General features: G+C 47.8%; 15 protein-coding genes. 9 read left to right on the top strand and 6 right to left on the bottom strand.

Features of this window, described 5'->3' with window-relative positions; translation table 11 throughout:
- Positions 1-270: 270 nt before the first annotated feature.
- On the bottom strand, positions 271-3,759 hold the full coding sequence (locus tag ACVLR6_RS13510) for a hybrid sensor histidine kinase/response regulator (protein ID WP_005180746.1): 3,489 nt from the start codon (positions 3,757-3,759) through the stop codon (positions 271-273).
- Between the two features lie 184 nt (positions 3,760-3,943).
- On the opposite strand from ACVLR6_RS13510, the gene ACVLR6_RS13505 reads away from it, so the two are divergent.
- Both ACVLR6_RS13505 and ACVLR6_RS13500 read left to right on the top strand, forming a co-directional pair.
- Entirely contained in the window at positions 3,944-4,276 is a 333-nt protein-coding gene (locus ACVLR6_RS13505; protein WP_005180745.1) for a DUF485 domain-containing protein, read from the top strand.
- Between the two features lies 1 nt (position 4,277).
- Positions 4,278-5,993 carry a cation acetate symporter gene (locus ACVLR6_RS13500; RefSeq protein ID WP_075167300.1) on the top strand — a complete coding sequence of 572 codons (1,716 nt, stop codon included), beginning with the start codon at positions 4,278-4,280 and terminating at the stop codon, positions 5,991-5,993.
- A 42-nt stretch (positions 5,994-6,035) separates the two neighbouring features.
- Here the strand turns inward: ACVLR6_RS13500 and ACVLR6_RS13495 are convergent, their stop codons facing one another.
- Together ACVLR6_RS13495 and ACVLR6_RS13490 are read right to left on the bottom strand one after the other, a co-directional pair.
- Entirely contained in the window at positions 6,036-6,935 is a 900-nt protein-coding gene (locus ACVLR6_RS13495; protein WP_168397423.1) for a hypothetical protein, read from the bottom strand.
- 3 nt (positions 6,936-6,938) lie between these two features.
- Complete coding sequence (locus tag ACVLR6_RS13490) at positions 6,939-7,463, bottom strand: DUF697 domain-containing protein (RefSeq protein ID WP_005180740.1); 525 nt, start codon at positions 7,461-7,463, stop codon at positions 6,939-6,941.
- Positions 7,464-7,562: 99 nt separating this feature from the next.
- On the opposite strand from ACVLR6_RS13490, the gene ACVLR6_RS13485 reads away from it, so the two are divergent.
- Both ACVLR6_RS13485 and ACVLR6_RS13480 read left to right on the top strand, forming a co-directional pair.
- Positions 7,563-8,243 carry an ion channel gene (locus tag ACVLR6_RS13485; protein ID WP_455995444.1) on the top strand — a complete coding sequence of 227 codons (681 nt, stop codon included), beginning with the start codon at positions 7,563-7,565 and terminating at the stop codon, positions 8,241-8,243.
- A gap of 172 nt (positions 8,244-8,415) precedes the next feature.
- Complete coding sequence (locus ACVLR6_RS13480) at positions 8,416-10,383, top strand: BCCT family transporter (RefSeq protein ID WP_455995442.1); 1,968 nt, start codon at positions 8,416-8,418, stop codon at positions 10,381-10,383.
- A gap of 65 nt (positions 10,384-10,448) precedes the next feature.
- Here the strand turns inward: ACVLR6_RS13480 and omp33-36 are convergent, their stop codons facing one another.
- Positions 10,449-11,324, bottom strand: coding sequence for a porin Omp33-36 (gene omp33-36, locus ACVLR6_RS13475; RefSeq protein WP_005180737.1), 876 nt, complete (start codon positions 11,322-11,324; stop codon positions 10,449-10,451).
- Between the two features lie 1,223 nt (positions 11,325-12,547).
- On the opposite strand from omp33-36, the gene ACVLR6_RS13470 reads away from it, so the two are divergent.
- On the top strand, positions 12,548-14,254 hold the full coding sequence (locus tag ACVLR6_RS13470; protein ID WP_455995440.1) for a GGDEF domain-containing protein: 1,707 nt from the start codon (positions 12,548-12,550) through the stop codon (positions 14,252-14,254).
- Between the two features lie 98 nt (positions 14,255-14,352).
- Here ACVLR6_RS13470 and uvrA read toward each other — a convergent pair whose 3' ends face one another.
- Together uvrA and tenA are read right to left on the bottom strand one after the other, a co-directional pair.
- Entirely contained in the window at positions 14,353-17,184 is a 2,832-nt protein-coding gene (uvrA, locus tag ACVLR6_RS13465; RefSeq protein ID WP_160242721.1) for an excinuclease ABC subunit UvrA, read from the bottom strand.
- Between the two features lie 250 nt (positions 17,185-17,434).
- Positions 17,435-18,112, bottom strand: a complete 678-nt coding sequence (tenA, locus tag ACVLR6_RS13460; RefSeq protein WP_168417077.1) for a thiaminase II — start codon at positions 18,110-18,112, stop codon at positions 17,435-17,437.
- Positions 18,113-18,379: 267 nt separating this feature from the next.
- Here tenA and ACVLR6_RS13455 point away from each other — a divergent pair, with 267 nt between their 5' ends.
- The 4 genes from ACVLR6_RS13455 to ahpC all read left to right on the top strand — a co-directional run bounded on the left by ACVLR6_RS13455 (position 18,380) and on the right by ahpC (position 22,400).
- A complete protein-coding gene (locus ACVLR6_RS13455; RefSeq protein ID WP_005180731.1) occupies positions 18,380-19,462 on the top strand; it encodes a DUF475 domain-containing protein in 1,083 nt (360 codons plus the stop codon).
- Between the two features lie 152 nt (positions 19,463-19,614).
- Positions 19,615-20,979: an MFS transporter gene (locus ACVLR6_RS13450; protein WP_411683927.1), complete on the top strand. Its 1,365-nt coding sequence runs from the start codon at positions 19,615-19,617 to the stop codon at positions 20,977-20,979.
- 51 nt (positions 20,980-21,030) lie between these two features.
- A complete protein-coding gene (gene ssb / locus ACVLR6_RS13445; protein ID WP_075175360.1) occupies positions 21,031-21,597 on the top strand; it encodes a single-stranded DNA-binding protein in 567 nt (188 codons plus the stop codon).
- A gap of 239 nt (positions 21,598-21,836) precedes the next feature.
- On the top strand, positions 21,837-22,400 hold the full coding sequence (ahpC, locus tag ACVLR6_RS13440; protein ID WP_005180661.1) for an alkyl hydroperoxide reductase subunit C: 564 nt from the start codon (positions 21,837-21,839) through the stop codon (positions 22,398-22,400).
- The last annotated feature ends 140 nt before the right edge of the window (positions 22,401-22,540 follow it).

Genomic DNA, 22,540 nt, shown 5'->3' with positions numbered 1-22,540 from the left:
AAGTCTAATGTGTATTTTTTAATCAAAAAATAATTTTAAAAATCATAAGATTAAAATTTTGTAACCAGGTATACAGCTGTACACTGAGATTTTTGGTAGCCTTTGCCATAGTAAATAATTCAATGGAATTTTCTGCCAATGGCTGTCAGGCAGATAGCGCCTGTTTTGAGCAGTTTTGCCTAGCGGGCTGCAATAAATCGCCATTTTCAGGCCCAAAATACAAAACCTCTTTGTTACCGAAGCCGCAAAGAGGTTTCAAAATATGTCAGCCTAAGCTGAAATTTTCAGACCGGATAACCAGGCTCGCAAGGAGGCCGGTTTCAGCGGTTTTTTCAGCAACACGATATTCAGCTCTTTTAGACGCTGCGGTAATTCCGGATCCGAATCGGCGGTAATTAATGCCACTGGTACATTTTCCTGACGGTTGGCCAGAATAAAGTCCAGACCGACTTTATTGTTATTTAAATGCTGATCGACCAGCCAGACCTGAATATTTTCCTGCTGGATAATCTCCAGGGCCTGTTCCGGTTCGGTGGCTTTAAAGACCTGATAGCCCCATTTGCCCAATAAGGTCGCCATGCCTTCTAAAATGGTTTCATCATTATCCAGACACAGAATTTTATAGGCCTTGGTTTTCAGCGGTACGGCCTGAACCGGTGCAGCCACGGCTTTAGGTGCATCCACCACCGGTACTTCAATCATGAAGCAGGAGCCCTGTCCGAGAGTGGAATAGACATAGACCGGATAATCCAGCAGGCTGGTCATACGCTGCACAATGGCCAGACCGAGGCCCAGACCCTGTTCACCCCACGGCGAGGTATGGCCGCAACGTTCAAATTCCTGGAACAGTTTAATGCGCTGTTCTTCGGCAATGCCGGGACCGGTATCCCAGACCCCGATGCGGATATGCTGCGGACGCTGTGCAGAACGTAATACCCCGACCACGACTTTGCCTTTGGCGGTATAACGCAGTGCATTGCTGACAAAGTTTTGGATAATCCGGCGAATCCATTGCGGATCGGTGTCAATCCAGAACTGGGCATCATGCACGGCAAACTGGATGCCCCGCTGCGCGGCAATGGATTTAAATTGCAGTTCCAGATCACTGAGCAAGTCATGCAGTGGATAAGGCTGACGTTTCGGCTGAATGGTGCCGCCTTCTAAACGGGCAATATCCAGCAGCGCAGACAGCATACTTTCAGCGCCATGCAGGGCACGATCCAGCTGCTGCAAGGTTTTACGGTCATCATCCGACTGGATGCTTTGCTCTAGCGCGGTACTGAACAGACGGGCTGCGTGCATCGGCTGTAATAGGTCATGACTGGCCGCGGCAATAAAGCGGCTCTTGGACATATTGGCTTTATCGGCCTGTTCGCGCGCCAGCTGCTGTTCGGCCAGGGCATCGGCCAATTGCTGGGTACGGTCTTGTACACGTGCTTCAAGGACCGCTTCATTTTCACGGAAGGCGGTAATATCGGCAAAGGTGGTCACGAAGCCACCGCCTTCAATCGGATTACCGCGCATTTGAATCACGCGGCCATCTTTACGGATACGTTCAAACTCATGCGCACTGCCGACTTTCATCCAGTGAATCCGTTTACGCACGTGTTCTTCCACCGAGCCCGGGCCACATTCGCCGCGCTCGGCGTTATAGCGGATCAGGTCGGCAATTGGACAGCCGACATAGACAATATCTTTTGGATAATCAAACAGTTTCAGATATTGATTGTTCCAGGCCACCAGACACATATTTTCATCGACCACGCTCACCCCCTGGGTCATGTGGTCGATCATGGTCATGATCAGATTCTGGTTAAAGCGCTGCCATTGGGAGGCCTGGTCAAGAATATTGGCGACCTGACCTAGCGCCAGACCATTGTTGACCATCGCCGTGGTGAGCAGGGTTCGCGCCGATGCCGCGCCAATGGTGCCGGCCAGGTACTGTTCGGTAAAACGCCACCACATGCCGTTGGCATTGCTGTTTTCATTCAGCACCACATTATTCTGTTCACTGAACTGCCGGAAGGCCTGCATGGTTGGCTCATCGCCGGTAATGCGTTTGGCCAGCGTAATCAGGTCACCGACTTTTAAACGCGCCACATCCTGATGCGAATAGCTGACTTCATTGCTGGTGGTGTGCGATGGCAGCGGCTTGGTTTCATAGTAGAAGAAACTTTCAGCCTGAATCTGTTCGGCCACGCTCGGGCGGAATATGCGCGATACCCAGACATACAGCAACAGGTTCAGACCAAGTGACCAGACCACACCATGTGTCAGCGGCGCAAATGATTCAAAACCTAACAGCGCTTCCGGACGTAAGCCATTAATACCAAATGGCCCCACAGTTAAATAATACTGGGTAATCGCCGAGAACTGTTCTGGCAGACTGCGTAAAACCGTTGGCCAGAGCAGGGTATAGGCCCACATGATAAAACCGACAATCAGGCCGGCATAGACGCCCTGTTTACTGCCGCCGCGCCAGTACAGCCCGCCAATCAGGGCAGGGGAGAACTGCGCTACCGCACTAAAGGCCAGTAAACCGAAGACCGAAAGCTGGTCAATATCATTAAAGAAATGGAAGAACAGGAAGCCAAGCAGCATCACCGCCAGAATACAGATGCGGCGGGTGAATTTCAGCACCAGTGGCAACCGTTTGTCATGACGCGAAATCAGGCCCGAGCGCCACAGCGCCGGCATGATCAGGTCATTACTGAGCATGATCGACAGCGCCACTGAAGACACCAGCAACATCCCGGTTGAAGCCGAAAAACCACCCAGGAAGGCCAGTAAGGTCAGCCATTCCTGATTATAGCTGAGCGGTAAGGACAGCACCGCGACATCCGGAATCATCAGATATTGCGGCGCGGCATGTAAGGCCCAGCTGGCAATTGGAATAATCGCGATGGTGGTTAAAATCAGATAAACGGCAAACCAGCGCCGTGCCCCGCGAATATGTTTTTCATCGCGTAATTCGACCACCGCCACGTGGAACTGGCGTGGCAAGCAGATAATCGCCAGTGCGGCCAGCAGGGTTTGCACCCAGAAAGTTTCCGGTACGCCCAACAGCTGCACTTCATGGAAGGTCTGGGCCACATCATTGCTGATCTGCTTCAGGTTATCGGCCGATTCAAAGACAAAGAAACCGGCCACACAGAGCAGGGCAAACAGCTTGACGAAAGATTCAAACGCCACCGCCAGCATTAAACCGCCGTGCTGTTCGGTGTTGGCAATTTGCCGGGTGCCAAACAGCATCGCCAGAATTGCCAGCAGCGCGGTTAAAAACAGTACACCATTGGTGGTACTTTCGACATGGGTGGTCTGATCCAGAATTACGGCAGCACTTAAGGCAATTGCGCGTAACTGCAGGGCCAGATAGGGAATAATCGCAATGACTGCCAGAATGGTCACCAGCGAGGCCAGGGCACCACTTTTGCCATATCGCGCTGCCACGAAGTCGGCAATCGAGGAAATGGCATGATGTTGCCGGACCCGACCCAAACGGCGCCAGATGTCATAGCCAACCGCCACGAACAAGAGCGGCCCTAAATAGATCGGCAGGAAGATAATGCCTTCACGTACCGCTGCACCAGTGGCCCCGTAAAAGGTCCAGGATGAACAGTAGACGCCCAAGGTCAGACTGAACAGCAGCATACGACCGCGCGTACTGAGGCGGCTCGCATGTTTTTCACCAAAAAATGCACAAATAAAAAGTAATGCAATATAAAGGGCTAACACCCCGATAATCAGCCAGCTGTTCATAATACCCGCGGTGTATTTATCTCGCGTTATAATACTCTATTCGTGAACGCATCAGTTTGAATTGCTCAAAATTTAACGACCAAAGTCTAAATTACAAGCACCCTACAAACTTGTTAGTTTTCATCATGAATATAATTCGAATTAAAAATTACGCCTAAGGCTGGGCGTTTCAAGGAGTAAAACTATGGATGAGGCTCAAGTAGATCGAATTCTACACAATCCAAAATTCAAAGAAATGGTTGCAAAAAAGCGTAATCTTAGCTGGACGCTTACCGCAATCATGTTAATCGTTTATGTCGGCTTCATGTTGTTAGTTGGCTATAACAAAGAGTTTCTATTATCTTCCATTTCTGGTGGCGTGACGACCTGGGGTATTCCACTGGGTCTGGGCATCATCGTGTTATCTTTCATTTTGTGTGCAGTGTATTCCTATATTGCGAATAACAAGCTGGATCAACTGAATGAAGAAGCAATGCGTGAAGTAGAAGCAATTGCACAACAAAAAGGACAAGACTAAGATGAAATGGACTTCATTGAAGGCGCAAGCTGCTGCAGCTTCAGCGTTGATGATGTCAGGTATGGCTTTCGCCGCACCTGATCTGGGCGCAGCAGAACAACAAGCCACCAACTGGCCTGCAATTATCATGTTCCTGATCTTTGTGGGTGCGACCCTGTTCATTACCAAATGGGCGGCGAAACAAACCACCAATACCAAAGACTTCTATACTGCCGGTGGTGGTATTTCAGGTTTCCAAAACGGTCTGGCCATTGCCGGTGACTATATGTCGGCTGCGTCTTTCCTGGGTATTTCCGCCATGGTGTTTATGTCAGGCTTCGACGGCTTGCTGTATTCACTGGGCTTCATGGTGGGCTGGCCAATCGTATTGTTCCTGATTGCAGAACGTTTACGTAACCTGGGTAAATACAACCTGTCTGACGTAGTTTCCTTCCGTTTATCAGAAAAACCGGTACGTACCCTGGCGGCATTCAGCTCGCTAGTCGTCGTGGCGTTCTATCTGATTGCACAGATGGTGGGTGCAGGTCAGCTGATCAAACTGCTGTTCGGTCTGAACTATAACATTGCAGTTGTGCTGGTTGGCTTATTGATGATGGCTTACGTTATGTTCGGCGGCATGCTGGCAACGACCTGGGTACAGATCATTAAAGCGGTACTGTTACTGTCTGGTGCAACGTTCATGGCCTTCATGGTAATGAAAGGCGTGGGCTTCAGCTTCACCAATATGTTTGAACAATCAATTCAGGTGTTCTCGAAGGTACATGACCTGAGCCTGGCTGATGCAGCCAATATCATGGGTCCAGGTAGCCTGGCATCTAACCCGATTGATGCGATCTCACTGGGTCTGGCATTAATGTTCGGTACTGCAGGTCTGCCACACATCCTGATGCGTTTCTTCACGGTAAAAGATGCCAAAGAAGCACGTAAATCTGTTGTGGTTGCAACCGGCTTTATTGGTTACTTCTACCTGTTAACCTTCATCATTGGTTTCGGTGCGATCCTGTATGTGGCCAACAACCCGCAATTCCTGGATGTCGCGAAAATGGCAGTCACTGGCAAACTTGAGCTGGTGGGTGGTAACAACATGGCAGCGGTACACCTGTCTGATGCAGTCGGTGGCGACCTGTTCATGGGCTTCATTTCAGCGGTTGCATTCGCCACAATTCTTGCGGTGGTTGCCGGTCTGACCCTGTCAGGTGCTTCAGCAATCTCTCACGACTTGTATGCCAACGTATTCAAGAAAGGTCAAACTACACCTGAATCTGAACTGCGCATGTCTAAAATCGCAACTTTAGGTTTAGCGATCTTCGCGATGATTCTGGGTATTCTGTTCGAGAAACAAAACGTTGCGTTCATGGTGGGTCTGGCATTCTCGGTAGCGGCATGTGCGAACTTCCCGGTACTGGTTCTGTCGATGTTCTGGAAAGGTTTAACTACACGTGGTGCAGTGATTGGTGGTGTTGCTGGTCTGGTGTCTGCTGTCGTGCTGATCGTATTGTCGAAAGCAGTTTGGGTCGATACGCTGGCAATTTCTGATACACCAGTGGTGCCATTTAACGGTCCTGCAATCTTCGCAATGCCATTGTCATTCTTCTGCTGCTGGTTGTTCTCGATTACCGATAACTCTGCGCAAGCACAAGCGGAACGTAAAGCATTCGATGCACAGTTTGTCCGCTCACAAACCGGTATTGGTATCTCAGGTGCATCTGATCACTAAGATGAGCAGATATGCCTAAAAAAAGCCCCGCAAGGGGCTTTTTTATGGCTGCGGTTTTTGCTTGCTGGCCCAGTAGGCCTGTAGTTTGCGATATAGTGCTGATTCTTTTTCAAACCAGGTGGCTTTGGCATTCAGTAACAGCTTGGCGACCAGGTAGGCACCCGTGACCTGACCGACCACCGGTAGACCCAACAGCAGACCAATAAAGGCAATTTTACTGACCTTGATGCCAGATACTTTGGCCGCCATCCATTTAAATTCTGACCAGCTGATTTCCTGCTGCTGATAGCGCCGGAACAGTTCATAAATCGCCAGTGAAACACTGGCCACGGAGATGGCCGGAAAGTAGTCCCAGAAATGTTCATCATTCGGGTCTTTGGCGGTGACAATCACATCAATCGCATCTTCCACGCTCTGGGTCAGCTCTTTGGTGCTGAGACCAGAACTTTCCAGACCCAACTGTGCCGCGATTTCTTCAGTGGCAAGCAACATTTCTTCAGGAGGGGCAGCAATCCAGTCTTTGCCGGTGCCAGTACCTTCGATGGCTTTTAGTTGCAGTTGCCAGCTTTCGCCGCTGTGCTGATCGGCCAGAAGCACATCAAAATCGGTATGGTCGTGCTGGTCCAGATACGCGGCATACAGACTGTCGCCATCTTCATGGTCCAGCCGTACAAACTCCATATCATGCAACATGCCTTTAACCGTCGATACCAGCCCGACAATCTGCTGCTCATCAAAACCCTGTAAATAAGCCTGAATATCTTCCAGAGGGGCGTTTGCCAGTTCAGCATGGCTGCGTCTTAATGCAGCCAGTACCGCCTGATCCGCTTCAGTCAGTTGCGGCGTGCGCGCGTTCCAGGCCAGTTTGGCCAATACGGTGGTGATGGCCAGCGCATCAAAATTTTTACGGAGATAGTAAATCGGAGAGGACGATCGGGTCATGGCTTAATCCTCTGGCTGTTGCAGCTGCTCTGCCTGAGCCTGTCCCTGTTTTTTACCTTGCTGGAACGCCTGTTTCCATACCGCTTTAATGCGTTCCTCACTGAGTTTTTCATTACGGGCTTTATGGGAAAAATACAGATCAGCCACTTTCATAATCGCAAAAGTCAGGCCGTAGACCAGTGGAATGGTCAGCAGGCCGCCAAAGCCAAAGGTCACGGTTTTCCAGACCCCCAGTGCAATCTGCTGCGCGGCGATGCCCAAACCCACCAGCCCGATCAGCTCCTTGACCCAGTCCAGCGCTTCATTGTCGGTCAGTTTAATGCCGTGAATGGCAGCAATCCGGCTGGCAAAGTAGCCTTGTAAGGGTGTCAGAATCAGAATATCGGCAAAAGGCAGGGGCTGAATGGCGACACCGGCACAGGTGGCACAGGCCAGATGGGTGATTTTGGCAATTTTTTTATCCTGAGAAAGGTCATCCCGGAATTCAATCTGGGTGATTTCTTGACGTACTTTTTCTGTAATTTTCATACAAAGGAGTGATCTGTCTGCGCTTTTAAGCATGCTATGGTAATCAGAACAAAAAAGAAAGTGATGTCCGCATTACACCAAGATACCCAGGATGTGCCCATGCAAGCATTCATTGATTTATGGAAAGGATTCCGGCTGTTGCCTTCGGCCTGGCTGCTGTTAATGCAGTTTTTTATTCTCGTATTGTCGCTGCTTAGCCATCATGCCACCTATCGCGTGCTGATCTGGATGCTGGGCGTGGTGGTATTGCTGTTAATTGCCAAAGTCATTCGTCAGACCCCGATGTTTACTTTTTTAGGGCTGAGCTTTGTCACGGGCGCCTTGTTTTTTTCCCTGCTGATTGTGCTGGGGGTTAACAACCCGACCGTGCTGGTGATTAGTCATGCCTTTGAAGCCGCGGCCTATTTAAGTGCGGCCTATGGTTTGCTGCATTATATGTTTGAAGACCGTTACCTGACTCGCGATGCACTGTTTGCCGCCGGCGCAGTATTCACCTTAATTGCCTGGGCGTTTGCCTTTGTTTACAATATTTGCCAGATACTGGATCCTTCCAGTTTTTATCATCCGACCCAACCACATTTACAAAGCTGGCTGGATCTACTGTTTCTGAGTTTCAGTTTGCAGTCTGCCACCGGCCTGTCTGACCTGATGCCGATTGGTCCGGCGGTACGGGTGATTGCCATGCTGCAAATGTTTTGCGGAGTGATGTATCTGGCCTTAATAGTTTCCCGGCTGATTGCCTTGCAATACATTCGTCATTTGCCCAGAAACAAAGATTAATCATCGGCTTGGGCTATTTTGTTACAGCAGTTCAATAGTGTTTCTGCTGCGAGAGGACTAAGCTGTGCGCGAGTTTAAGCTCACGACACTCATCTTTTGTTCACCTTTGCGGTGAATGCTGCCCGGACCTGAAGCGTCTGTCTATCATCTTTAAAAATAAAATGGGGGAGTTATGCCTTCCGAAAAATTGCCCTGGTGGGGCAATATCAATCCGAATGTATTTATCAGTACGGTCGCGGTTATTGCGATTTTTCTGGCGGTGGTGCTGCTGGCGCCCAATAGTTTTGAACTGCTGACCCAGCGCATGAACCAGTGGATTACCGATTCTTTTAGCTGGTTCTATGTGCTGTCGGTGGCGGTGTTTCTGATTCTGCTGATTTATATAGCACTGTCCGATATGGGTAAAATCAAGCTTGGTCCGGACCATAGCCAGCCGGAATATCATCAGGGTTCCTGGTTTGCAATGTTGTTTACCGCCGGGATGGGCATTGGCCTGATGTTCTTTGGCGTGGCTGAACCGGTGATGCACTATGTCTCGCCACCGGTCGGTGAGCCGGCCACCATCCAGGCAGCGCAGCAGGCGATGCGTATTTCTTTTTTCCACTGGGGTATTCATGCCTGGGCCATTTATGCGCTGGTCGGGTTGGCACTGGCTTATTTTGCTTACCGGCACAATCTGCCACTGAAAGTCCGTTCCGCCCTGTATCCGCTGATTGGCTCAAAAATTTACGGCCCGCTCGGAGATGGGATTGATACCTTTGCCACGCTCGGCACTGTCTTCGGGATTGCCACCACTTTAGGTTTTGGTGTGACCCAGATCAATTCGGGGCTGAATTATTTATTCGGGATTGAGCAAAGTGCCAGTACCCAGATGATCCTGATTATTGTGGTCAGCAGCATGGCGTCTTTATCGGTGTTTTTTGGTCTGGACAAAGGTATTAAACGGCTGTCAGAGCTGAATCTGGTGCTGGCGGTGGTGCTGCTGTTATTTGTATTTATAACGGGGCCGAGTATCTATTTACTACAAACCACCATTCAGAATATTGGTCAGTATGCCTCGAATCTGTTTCATATGACCTTCAATTTATATGCCTATCAACCGAGTGGCTGGATTGGGGGCTGGACCATCATGTACTGGGCCTGGTGGATCTCCTGGTCGCCATTTGTGGGACTGTTTATTGCCCGGGTGTCCAAAGGACGCAGTATCCGTGAATTTATTGTGGGGGTAATGCTGATTCCGACTGGTTTTACCCTGGTTTGGATGGGTTTTATGGGCAATGCCGCGCTGTATAGCATTTTGCATGAAGCGAATCTGCAATTGATGACCGCAGTACAGCAGGACTCCTCGGTGGCCCTGTTTGAGTTTTTAAGTAATCTGCCTTTTGCCTCCATCATGAGTCTGCTGGCGACCCTGCTGGTGATGCTGTTTTTTGTTACTTCGGCAGATTCAGGTGCGCTGGTCACAGATTTTCTCACTGCAAAAACGGAACATTCTCCGGTCTGGCAACGGCTGTTCTGGACCGTATTGATGGCGGTGCTGGCGATTATCCTGCTATTGGCCGGTGGCCTGAGTGCGCTCCAGTCGGCCACCATTATGAGTGCCTTGCCATTTACCCTCATTCTGCTGCTGATGTGCTGGGGCCTGCTCAAAGCCCTACGGCTAGATGTCACCAAAATGAATGCCTTGCAGGAAGCGCGGATTACGCCGCGCGCCATTCATAATCCACGCAGCTGGCAACAGCGTCTGGGGCTGATCATGCATTATCCGCATAGCCAGGCTGAGGTAAAACAGTATATTCAGATTCGGGTACAGCAGGCTTTCGAGAATATTCAAAAGGAGTTTCAAAAGCGGCATCTGACTGTGTCGATTGATTCACTAGAAGATGGCCTGCGTTTAAAGGTCGATCATCAGCATGAGATTAACTTTATCTATCAGGTGGTGTCCCGTGAAACTGTGCCGCCGAGCTTTATGCCAGAAGTCACGGCCGATGCATCGTTTTATCAGGCTGAGGTATTTTTAAGAGAGGGCGGGCAGAACTACGATGTGATGGACTGGACCCAGGAAGATTTACTGCAGGATATCCTAGATCAATATGAACGGCATTTATATTTCCTGAGTATTGTACGTAGTCCGGAATAATCATTTCTTTCAAACAAAAAAAGACGCTCATAGAGCGTCTTTTTTACATCAGTTTCTAAATCAGATTAGAAACGGAATTTAGCATTTAAGCCAACAGTTTGAGTGTCACGCACGTCACCTTCAGCATTAGCATTTACATAGCTTGCGCCAACTGCAACTGCTGGAGTGATGAAGTAATTTACGTTTGCACCCCAAGCTTTATCGTTAGCGATATCAGCGCTAGTTTCAGCATAAGAAGCACCTACGCTAAGAGCAGGCGTTAAGTAAAGATCAGTTTTTAATGCATAAGCAGTGCTTTCACCGTAAACAAGGCCAGTTTCAAAACCGATCGCCATGTTTGTACCATCAATTGCACCCACGTATTTAGTACGTGCAGTAATAGCGTCTTGGTCATCTGCGATTGTTTCAGATTCTAAAGCAGCTTTAGCAACACCATTAGAAAGGATGTTAAAAGCATCATAAGAAACTTGATCTGCAACGCTGGTATAACCTACAGCAACCAGGAAGTTTGGCGCTACTAATGCACCAAGTTCTAAAGCATAGCGATCACCTTGATCATCAGTTGCTAAAGCATTTTTGCTGTCATTAATTGTATGGCTATAAGATGCGCTTGCATAAGCTGGAACGAATTTTGTTGGAATGTAAGCTTCTGCTTTAGCACCATAAGTATGAGAAACAATATCTAAACCATTTTCATCATATTCACCGTAGTTATACGCTAAAGAGAAGTTTGATGCTTGGTTTAAAAACGCAGCTTCAGCTAAAGGACCTTTAGTTGAATCAACATTTTTGAAGTAGTAAGTACCTTGAACTGCACCAGTGAAGTTTTGCTCATTTACAGTGTTGTCGATGAATTCTGATTGACCTTGAACTTCGAATTGGTACGCTTGAGCACCGGTCATGGCTAATAATAAAGCTGTGGCTAAACCGAGTTTTTTCATGATAGTTACCAGTTTTGTTAAAAATGGATTAAACAATAGGCATTGTATTGTAACAATTTATTAAGTCAATGAAGACAAAGGAGATTATTTAGTTGAGTAATTGCTCTAAAATGTGCATGGGCGAAAAAGTAGTCAATTGATAAATCTGTTGTCAACCTAAAAAGTGTATAAAGAACAAGCGGCTAAATCTCATTTGCGAAAGAAAAGTGTTTGCTGCCTCACTTTTCTTTATAGTTAATATGAATTGATTCAATATAAATTATCTATAAAAGCAATCTAATAAAAATGTGAAAAGCAGCGCATAAAGCTTAAAAAATGAAACTTAAGACCAGGATTATGTAGCTGAAATTGATAACGCTTTACTTTTTTCTACGTTTTCTGGTTTTTATAGGTCTAAATTCGCTGACTATTAATACTGGTTAAACTAAAAGTAGACTATTTTAATAGGCTTTACAAAAAGTGTGATAAGTATCATAATGGCTAGATAAAGTTATACCGTTTGGTCGGCTTTATCGAAATTGTGATTTCGGTCATGATTTTTCTTGATGCAGGACTAGAGGTTAGAGGAACTGCACTGAGATTCTCCACAAAGTTTTACTTTTTATATGCCCAGCTTTCCCCAAGGCTGGGTTTTTTTTATGCCTGAATCCTGTAGTCAGGATTAAAAACCGCTTAAGTATAAATTTATGGTGCACTATATTGGTGCAATATTTCTTGAATTAAAAAGCGCTATTGAATATATGACCATAAAAAAATCCCGGTTTTCAACGAAAACCGGGATTTTTTAGCCAAAATTTGCGGGAAAATTTAAAATTCTGCTGAGGAATATCTAAAGTCGCCCCAATGCGGTGCATTATGCACTTATTTGATGCAACTGTAAAATGTTTTCTTTAATTTTTTATACAATTTTTAAAACCTTGTTTTTGTTATATAAATCATTGACTTATATTTAATTTTTAAGAGAATGCAATCTCGGTTGCCCTTCAAAAAAATAGAAACTTACTCTAATTTCGTCGGTTTTTATTCAATTTAATCAATAAATTTGTTAACCTTGTCACAATTTTTTGGTTATCTTGCTGATTTATTCGACTTATAGTTGAATGAACGCTGCCGCTGTCCTGTTATTTTTTTCCTCAGTAGTGTGGTCATCCGCTTCAGGTCGTTGCTCTGCCTTTGTTGATTCAATACGTTCAGTTCATGCTCATGGTAGTGAGGTTATAAACATGTCCCATCGCTTGCATTCAGAGAATACTAAGCAGCGTCTGTTTATTTCTATGCTCATTATCATCCTGTCGATTCTGTTTATTTCGGTTCCGGTGACGCTGAAGAGTTATCGCTCTTATCAGCAGTCCGATGTGGTGCTGACCGAAATTTCAGTCTTACGTCATGTGGCCGATCTGGCCAATGAGATTTCACGCGAACGTGGTCCGGCCAATAAGGTCATGTCCAGTACTCCAGATGAACTCAGTGCCAACCTGAAAGAGCTGACCCTGTTTCGAGAGCGGGTCGATCTGCAGATTGAACACACCATGCAATTGTTAAATAGCGCCGGTTTTGCTGCACAGGCCAATGCCTTGACCACCGATTTAAAACCGGCTTTGGCAAAAGGACGTGCTGCGGTGGATGCCTATGCAGCACAACCCTATGCCCAGCGCAGTTCAGCACAGCTGGATCAGGCCATTCAGGCCATGTTTCCTGCCTGGGATGAAGTCTATGAGGTGCTGAAGCATGTCATGATGCAGTCGGAAGGCAAAAAGACCATGCTGTCGGAGTCCTATAGTCTGATTCTGGTACTGGCCGACTTACGTGATCAGGCCGGACGTCTGGCCTCGACGATTATGGCGGCCGTGACTTTTAAAGAACCAATTCCTGAACAGAACCTGGCTTATTCTTTACAGAGCCAGCGGCAATCTTATTATTTATGGGATCTGGTCAACTCGATTCAGCCTGAACAGCACAAAACGCCTGAATATCTGGGACTGCATCAACAGGTTAAACAAAAATATCTGGATCAGGGGGTTCCTATTGTCAGCCAGCTGATTGAAGAAAGTCTGCATGCGCGCCCGTATTCGTTAAGTGGGACTGAACTGACCCTGAATATTGTCGATAAATTTACGACGGTGGTGAATCTGCAGAAATATCTGCTGGATTATAGTGTCTGGCTGGCCCAGCAGGAGCGTCATGCTGCCTGGCAGCAGTTTATCCTGACGCTGTCGGTGTCGATTATTTCTTTGCTGGCGGCGCTGTTTACCATGGTCTATGCGCGTTTTAAGGTATTTAAACCTTTAATTGAAGCGCGGGATCTGATTTTAGAGTTATCTGAAGCCCAGCCGCAGACGGCCACAGCTCCAGATTCCTCACCCACCTCTTTATTTGCTGCGCTCAAGCAGTTGCAGGCACGTTTGGCTGAACGGGATTTGCTGGAATTCCAGCTACGCAATATGGCCAATACCGATACCCTGACCGGAGTCTCCAATCGTCTGGCGCTGGAAGAATATATTCAATATCTGAATCAGAATCCGGACAAGCTCCATCAAACCGGTTTAATTATTATTGATATTGATGACTTTAAAGAGGTCAATGATCAGTATGGGCATATTGTCGGTGACCGGGTGATTCAGGGAATTGCCGAAGTGTTAAAACACAGTGTGCGTTCATCTGATCTGATTGTGCGTTATGGGGGCGATGAATTCCTGATTCTGATTGAGCAGATTGATCTGGACGGGGCCTTGAGTATTGCCGAGAAATTACGTCAGGAAATTAGCCAGAATGTTCTGACCCTGCCGGGACTGGACACGCCGTTAAATATTTCTGTCAGTGCCGGGGTCGCCGCAGATGCAGGCAGCTGGATGGAACTGTTTGGCCGGGCAGATCACTCCTTATTTAAGGCCAAAGAGAAGGGGCGGAATAGGGTGGAAAGTATGCTCTAAACCGTAAATTAAAATAGAAAAATATTTTAAATATATATCTTGATATTTTTCAGGTGAATCTAATAACAAAGAAAAGGGCTCCTCAGAGCCCTTTCATTTTATTTTAACATCGGTTTCAGGAATTTTCCGGTATGGGAGGCTTTCACTTTCACCACCTCTTCCGGGGTACCTTCGGCAATAATCATCCCGCCGCCGGCACCGCCTTCTGGGCCTAAATCCACAATCCAGTCTGCGGTTTTAATCACATCCAGATTGTGTTCAATCACCACAATGGTATTTCCCTTGTTGCGCAGCTCATGCAGGATGTCCAGTAGTTTGGCAATGTCATGGAAATGCAGACCGGTGGTTGGTTCATCCAGCACGTACAGGGTTTTACCGGTATCCCGTTTTGCCAGTTCGCGTGCCAGTTTGACCCGCTGCGCTTCACCACCAGATAAGGTGGTGGCTGACTGACCCAGACGGATATAACCTAAACCGACTTGATTCAAGGTTTCCAGACGGCGGTGAATCACCGGAATGGCATCAAAGAAATGCATGGCATCTTCGACCGTCATTTCCAGCACATCGGAAATATTTTTGCCTTTGTAATGCACTTCCAGGGTTTCGCGGTTATAGCGTTTGCCATGGCAGGCATCACAGGGGACATACATATCCGGCAGGAAGTGCATGGCGACTTTAATCATGCCATCACCTTCACAGGCCTCGCAGCGTCCGCCTTTGACGTTAAAGGAGAAACGGCCCGCCGCATAACCGCGGCCTTTGGCTTCAGGCGTCTGGGCAAACAGTTCACGAATTGGGGTAAACAGACCGGTATAGGTGGCCGGATTGGAACGCGGGGTGCGGCCAATCGGACTCTGGTCAATATCCACCACTTTATCCAGGAATTGCAGTCCTTCAATGGTGTCAAACTTTTCCGCGCTGAGCGTGGTGGCGCCATTCAGCTGGGTTGCGGCCAATGGCAGCAGGGTACGGTTAATCAGGGTCGATTTACCCGAACCGGATACCCCGGTAACGCAGGTCATCACGCCTAAAGGCAGGGTCAGATCGACATTTTTCAGGTTATGGCCGCAGGCGCCCATCAGCTTGATCTGCTCATTTGGTTTCGGTGGCTGGGTGCGCTGTTTCGGCACTTCAATCTTGAGCTTGCCCGACAGGTATTGACCGGTCAGGGAATTGGCATTGGCCGCCAGTTCCTGATAGGTACCTTCAGCAATCACATTCCCGCCATGCACGCCGGCGCCCGGCCCAATATCAATAATATGGTCTGCGGCACGAATCGCATCTTCATCATGTTCGACCACCAGTACGGTATTGCCCAGATCACGCAGGCGAATCAGGGTTTCCAGCAGACGGTCATTATCACGTTGATGCAGACCAATGGACGGTTCATCCAGCACATACATCACGCCCATTAACCCGGCACCAATCTGCGATGCCAGACGAATACGCTGGGCTTCACCACCCGAGAGCGTTTCGGCAGAACGCGACAGACTTAAATAGTTCAGACCGACTGAGACCAGAAAGTGCAGACGTTCACGGATTTCCTTAAAAATTTTATCGGCAATTTCGCCTTTGGCGCCTTCCAGATTCAGGTTCTGGTAGTAATGCTCGGCATCGCCAATCGACATTTTGGTAATCTGGCTGATGGTTTTGTCTTTGACTCGCACATGACGCGAAATTTCATTCAGACGTGAGCCGTCACAGGCATCACAGGCGGCATTGGAGAGATACTGCGCCAGGTCATCGCGGACATAATTACTTTCCGTTTCACGATAGCGGCGTTCCAGATGTGGCAAAATTCCTTCAAACGGCTGTACCCGGTTATGGCGACGACCACGTTCATCGACATAGCTCAGGTCAATTTTTTCCCGGCCACTGCCGTAGAGGAATTTTTTCTGGGTGTCTTTGTCCAGTTCATTCCAGGGCGTATCCAGGGAAAAATCATAATGATCGGCAACTTTTTGCAGCATGCCATAATAATAAGGACGCTGACGGTCCCAGCCACGAATTGCACCCTGGCTTAAAGAAAGTTCCGGATTGGGAATGAGTTTGTCGGCACTAAAATGGCTGCGTGTGCCCAGACCATCACAGACCGGACAGGCACCAAACGGGTTGTTAAACGAGAATAGGCGCGGTTCCAGTTCGGCCACGGCACGGTCACATTCCGGGCAGGAGTGTTTGGCCGAGAATACCCGGTCCGGATGTTCGCCTTTCATCCACGATAAAATCGCAATATCTCCACCTAAACGTAAAGCGGTTTCAAAACTTTCGGCAATACGGTTGCCCAAATCATCCCGGACTTTAAAACGGTCGACCACCACTTCAATGCTGTGTTTTTTCTTTTTGTCCAGTTCTGGTGGCGGATCAATCTCCATAATTTCGCCATCTACCCGGGCACGGACAAAACCCTGGCTTTGCAGCTGTTCAAACAGATGGGTATATTCGCCTTTACGTTCACGTACCACGGGTGCTAACAGCAGCAGGGCGGTGCCTTCTTCCAGACCTTTAACTACATCGACCATTTCAGACACGGTCTGCGCCACCATCGGCAAGTCATGTTCCGGACAGTAGGGCGTACCCACGCGTGCATAGAGCAGACGTAAATAGTCATAAATTTCGGTAATGGTGCCGACGGTAGAACGCGGGTTGTGGCTGGTCGATTTTTGTTCAATGGCAATGGCCGGACTTAAGCCTTCAATCGAGTCGACTTCCGGTTTTTCCATTTGTGACAGGAACTGGCGCGCATAGGCCGAGAGCGATTCGACATAACGGCGCTGACCTTCGGCATACAGGGTATCGAAAGCCAGGGAAGATTTACCTGAACCGGAAAGTCCCGTAATCACCACAAACTTGTCGCGTGGAATATCAAGGTTCACATTCTTCAGGTTATGGGTACGTGCGCCTCGAATACGGATATGACTTTGGCTCATGCAATGATCCTAGAAAATTCATTTAAAACCTCTATATGATAGCGCATGAAAAATGTTCAAGTGCAGGCTTAAGGTATTTCTACGTCAAATTATGTCGGTTGATTGCAAATAAAGGCCAAGATCTGAAAACGTATAAGGATAAAAAATTGTCAGGAGAAAAAGTACGGGGATCAAAGCACGCAAGAATGAAAGAGAGCTGTCGGCCCTTGTGCAAGTCTGCTGATCTTGCACCAGGGCGAGTAATCAAAGATTAGTTGCTGCTGTCCAGTCCCGGCCAGTTACGCTGTGCATAGGCACTGTCCCAGAACAGCCATTCCAGTTCAGCAGCACGGGTATAGGCCTGACGCATTTTCGCCAGTGTGTCTTCATCACAGCGCTCGGCCACGCGGTCAACCGTGGCAATCACATTGCGCACTGCGGTATGGAATTCTTCGCCGGCATAGGTATCGACCCAGGCCTGATACGGATTGTTGGCGACCGAGTTACCGACAATATCTTTACCGACTTCGGCATAAATCCAGAAACATGGCAATAATGAGGCCAGCACCACCGGATAACTCTCCGACCAGGCAGTGGCAACCAGATAACTGGTGTAATGATGGCAGGCCAGGGTCAGTGGCGTATTTTCAAACTGTTCTTTGCTAATGCCAAAATCCTGCATAAAGCCGTTATGGAGTGAACGTTCTACCACAATCGCTACCTTGGCGGCTTCGGCAAACTGGATCACATCATCGGCATCAAAGGCTTTGGCAGCACACACCGCCAGCGCGCGGCCATAGGCCAGTAAATAATGCGCATCCTGAATCACATAGTGGCTAAAGGCCTCACGACTTAGGCTGCCTCGCGCCAGTTCCTGGTTAAAGGGTAGGGCCAGGGTGTTTTGATACAGTTCTAAATTCTGTTGCCACAATTGTTCAGAAAAACGCATGTCCGGTTCCTGTAAAGCATCAAGATCAATGCCCAAAGACTAGCATACTTGCACCGCAAAGATGAGCCGCTTTGATTTGTATCAGAATAAACAAAAAAGCATACGAAGTGTTTTGGCATCGTCATGAAAAAGCGTCATAATAGCGGCCATATCTCTATCGCCGAGGTCCTGCATGTCTTCAGCAGGATGCACGCGGCGCATTCGGTGTAATTCAAGTTTAATATTTACCGAATTTCTTTATCTAATAATGTCATAGGTCGATTTGTCATGATGAAACATTTTGGTTTCTCTATTGCATTTACGATCGTGTGTCTCGGTTTGTCTGCTTATTGGGGCTATACCCACGGCCCGGAAGCAGGCCTGAAAACCATGTTCACAGCACTGACCATTACGGCCATTCTCGCCATTATGGAAGTGTCGTTATCGTTTGATAACGCGGTTGTTAACGCATCAGTCCTGCGCGGTTGGGACCATTTCTGGAAAATGCTGTTCCTGACGGTCGGGATTCTGATTGCCGTATTCGGTATGCGTTTAATTTTCCCGGTGGTGATTGTTGCCGTCACAGCCGATATGGGCATGATGGAAGTGGTGCAGCTGGCACTGAATAATCCGAAAGAATATTCGGCCAAATTAATGGCGCATCATCCTGAAATTGCAGCATTTGGTGGTGCCTTCCTGTTAATGGTGTTCCTGAACTTCTTTCTCGATGATGAAAAAGACACCCACTGGTTCCGCTGGATTGAGCGCCGTTTATCCAATCTGGCCAGCGTACCGGCCATGTCGGTCTTTATTGCACTGGTGGCTTTGCTGATCATGGCGGCCAATGTGGTTGAGGACAAACGTCTGGTAGTCACCATGGCCGGCATTTGGGGCATCGTGATCTATATTGGTGTACAGGTATTGAGTCATTTACTGGGTGGCGAACCTGAAGTCGATGAAAATGGCAATGCGATTCGTCATGATGAAAATGGCGTGCCGACCGGTGTGGTGAAAGCCGGTATTGGTGGCTTCTTGTATCTGGAAGTGCTGGATGCCTCGTTTAGTTTTGACGGTGTGATTGGTGCCTTTGCGATTACTTCGGATGTGGTAATTATCATGCTGGGTCTGGCGATTGGCGCGATTTTCGTGCGTTCGATGACCATTTATCTGGTAGAAAAAGGCACCCTGGATGCTTATATTTACCTGGAACATGGTGCGCATTATGCGATTGGTGCGCTGGCCTTTATCATGATTGCCAGCGGAACCGGTTTACATGTCCCGGAAGTGGTCACCGGCCTGATTGGTGTGGCCTTTATTGTCTGGGCGGTATTTGCCTCAATTCAATATAAAAAACGTCAGGCACTGCACTAAGTTGCAGTCTGATCTGAAGAAGGTGCAAACAATTGCACCTTTTTTTATGACTGGCAGTTCAGATGCAGAATATTGTGCTGAATATCGCAGCATCTGCAGCATGAATGATGTAGGATATTCGCATACAAAATTGTTGCACTTAGCCTATTGATATGATGAATGCCTTAGAACGCCGTTCAACTTTTGCCTTAAGCAGTATTTTTGCCTTACGCATGTTGGGTCTGTTCATGATTATTCCGGTTTTCTCGGTGGCAGGGCAATCCTATCAATATGCAACCCCGACCTTAATTGGTCTGGCGGTTGGGGTGTATGGTCTGACCCAGGCCATTTTACAGATTCCATTTAGCCTGATTGCTGATCGCTATAGCCGTAAACCGCTGGTGGTGCTTGGACTGTTACTGTTTGCTTTAGGCGGTGCCATTGCTGCAATGTCAGAGACCATTTATGGGGTCATCATTGGCCGGGCCATTGCCGGTGGCGGCGCAGTCTCTGCCGTGGTGATGGCTTTACTGGCCGATGTCACCCGTGAAGAACAGCGCACCAAAGCCATGGCCATTATGGGCATGAGTATTGGTTTATCCTTCGTGATTGCCTTTAGTGCCGGGCCGTGGCTGACCGGACTGGTTGGTATTTCCGGCCTGTTCTGGGTGACCACCATTATGGGACTGGCGGCCATTGCCATGTTGCTGCTGGTGCCTAAAGTCACGCGCCATCATCGTAATTTCCAGCAGGGCTATTTGCCGCAGCTCAAACAGGTGCTAAAAATGGGCGATTTAAACCGCCTGCATCTGTCAGTGTTTACCCTGCATTTACTGCTAACGGCGATGTTTATTTATGCACCACCGCAGCTGATTGAATATGCCGGTTTGCCATTGTCCAGTCACGGCTGGGTGTATTTGCCGCTGCTGGTGCTGAGTCTGTTTTTTGCCTTCCCCAGTATTATTCTGGCGGAAAAATATCGCAAAATGCGCGGTATTTTCCTGACCGCGATTGGCGGGATTATTCTTGGCCTGATCGTGATGATTTTTGGTTTTGAATCTAAATATATCCTGCTGATTGGACTGGGTCTGTTCTTTATTGCCTTTAACGTGATGGAAGCGCTGTTACCGTCCTGGTTATCGAAAGCGGCACCGATTCAATCCAAAGCCACTGCAATGGGCGTCAATGCCAGCAGCCAGTTCCTCGGTGCCTTCTTTGGCGGCATGATTGGCGGGCAACTGTTACTGCTGAATAACACGGCGATGGGTTGGAGTATTCTGACCGCAGTTGCTATAATTTGGCTGCTGATGAGTTTTGGTCTGGCCCAGCCGCGTTATCTGTCGTCGATGGTATTTCGCCTGCCTGAGGCCAAACAAACGGATGAGTGGACTTCTCAACTTTTGGCCATTCATGGTATTGAAGAAGTCGTGGTGATGTCTGAACAGCAAGTTGCCTATATAAAAGTCGATAAACAGCAAATTGATGATACTGCGCGACAACAATTAACGCACTTGTTGGGTAAAGAGGTAGCCATTTAAGCATAACTCTTATAAAGTAAATAATAGAAACAAATAGGAAGAATACAGCTGATGCGTGGTGTAAATAAGGTCATTTTAGTTGGTACTTTAGGTCGAGATCCAGAAACAAAAACTTTCCCGAATGGTGGCTCGCTTACTCAATTTTCCATTGCCACCAGTGATGCGTGGACCGATAAAACCACCGGTGAGCGTAAAGAGCAAACCGAATGGCACCGTATTGTGCTGCATAACCGTTTAGGTGAAATCGCGCAGCAATACTTACGCAAAGGTTCAAAAGTCTATATTGAAGGTTCGCTGCGTACCCGTCAGTGGACAGACCAAAACGGTCAAGAGCGTTACACCACAGAAATTCGTGGCGAGCAAATGCAGATGCTGGACTCTGGTCGTCAGCAAAGTGAGCAGGGCGATAATGGTTTTAGCCAGCCACGTTTTAACAATAACCAGGGCGGTGGTTATAGCAATAACAACCAGGGTGGCTATGCGCCGCAAGCTCAAGGTGGTTTTAACAACAATAATGCTGGTGGTGGCTATGGCAACCAGGGCGGTTATCAGCAACCGAAACCAGCTCCTGCTGCAACGCCTGCACCGGCAGATTTGGATGATGACTTACCGTTCTGACACACTCTAAAGCAGAAATTGATAAAAACCCTTTGTTTTGGCAAAGGGTTTTTTATTGCCTGTGTGAAAAGTAGGATAGATCAATTGAGGAAAACGATAAAAACTTCAATGGAGATAGAATATTTAAATCTGTATTTCCGATTATTTTTATAAAAAAGTACTGTTTTACCGATTTATCTCAGTTTTGTATTCTAGCTTCACAAGATAAGCAATCCCCACAACGCACTGAGGAATACAAAATGAGTTTAATCAATACCCAAGTGAAAGCCTTTAACGCTACTGCTTACCAGAATGGTCAATTCATTGAAGTATCTGAGCAGGACATGATCGGTAAATGGTCGGTGGTATTTTTCTATCCTGCAGACTTTACCTTTGTCTGTCCAACCGAATTAGGCGATCTGGCTGATCATTATGCTGAATTCCAGAAAATGGGCGTTGAAATTTATGGCGTATCCACTGATACCCACTTCACCCATAAAGCCTGGCACGATACTTCAGACGTGATTGGTAAAATCCAGTATCCGCTGATTGGCGATCCAACCTGGACTCTGGCAAAAAACTTTGAAGTGTTAATTGAGGCTGAAGGTCTGGCTGACCGTGGTACTTTCGTGATTGATCCGGAAGGTACCATCCAGATCGTTGAAATTAACGCTGGCGGTATTGGCCGTGATGCCCAGGAACTGCTACGTAAAGTCAAAGCAGCGCAATATGTCCATGCACACCCAGGTGAAGTTTGCCCGGCAAAATGGAAAGAAGGTGAAGCAACGCTTGCACCGTCAATCGACCTGGTCGGTAAAATCTAATCCAGTTGCATTTATCTTCTGATGAAAATCCAGAACTCCGGTTCTGGATTTTTTTTGTCTGTTGAAAGAGAAACCAAGCAGAATCCGGATACGCCCGGATGATTCTATTCTTGCAATGCAGTATGCCAGATTTGCGCTAG

The sequence above is a fragment of the Acinetobacter sp. T63 genome, from assembly GCF_053852345.1.
This window is presented reverse-complemented; position numbering and strand designations above follow the sequence as displayed.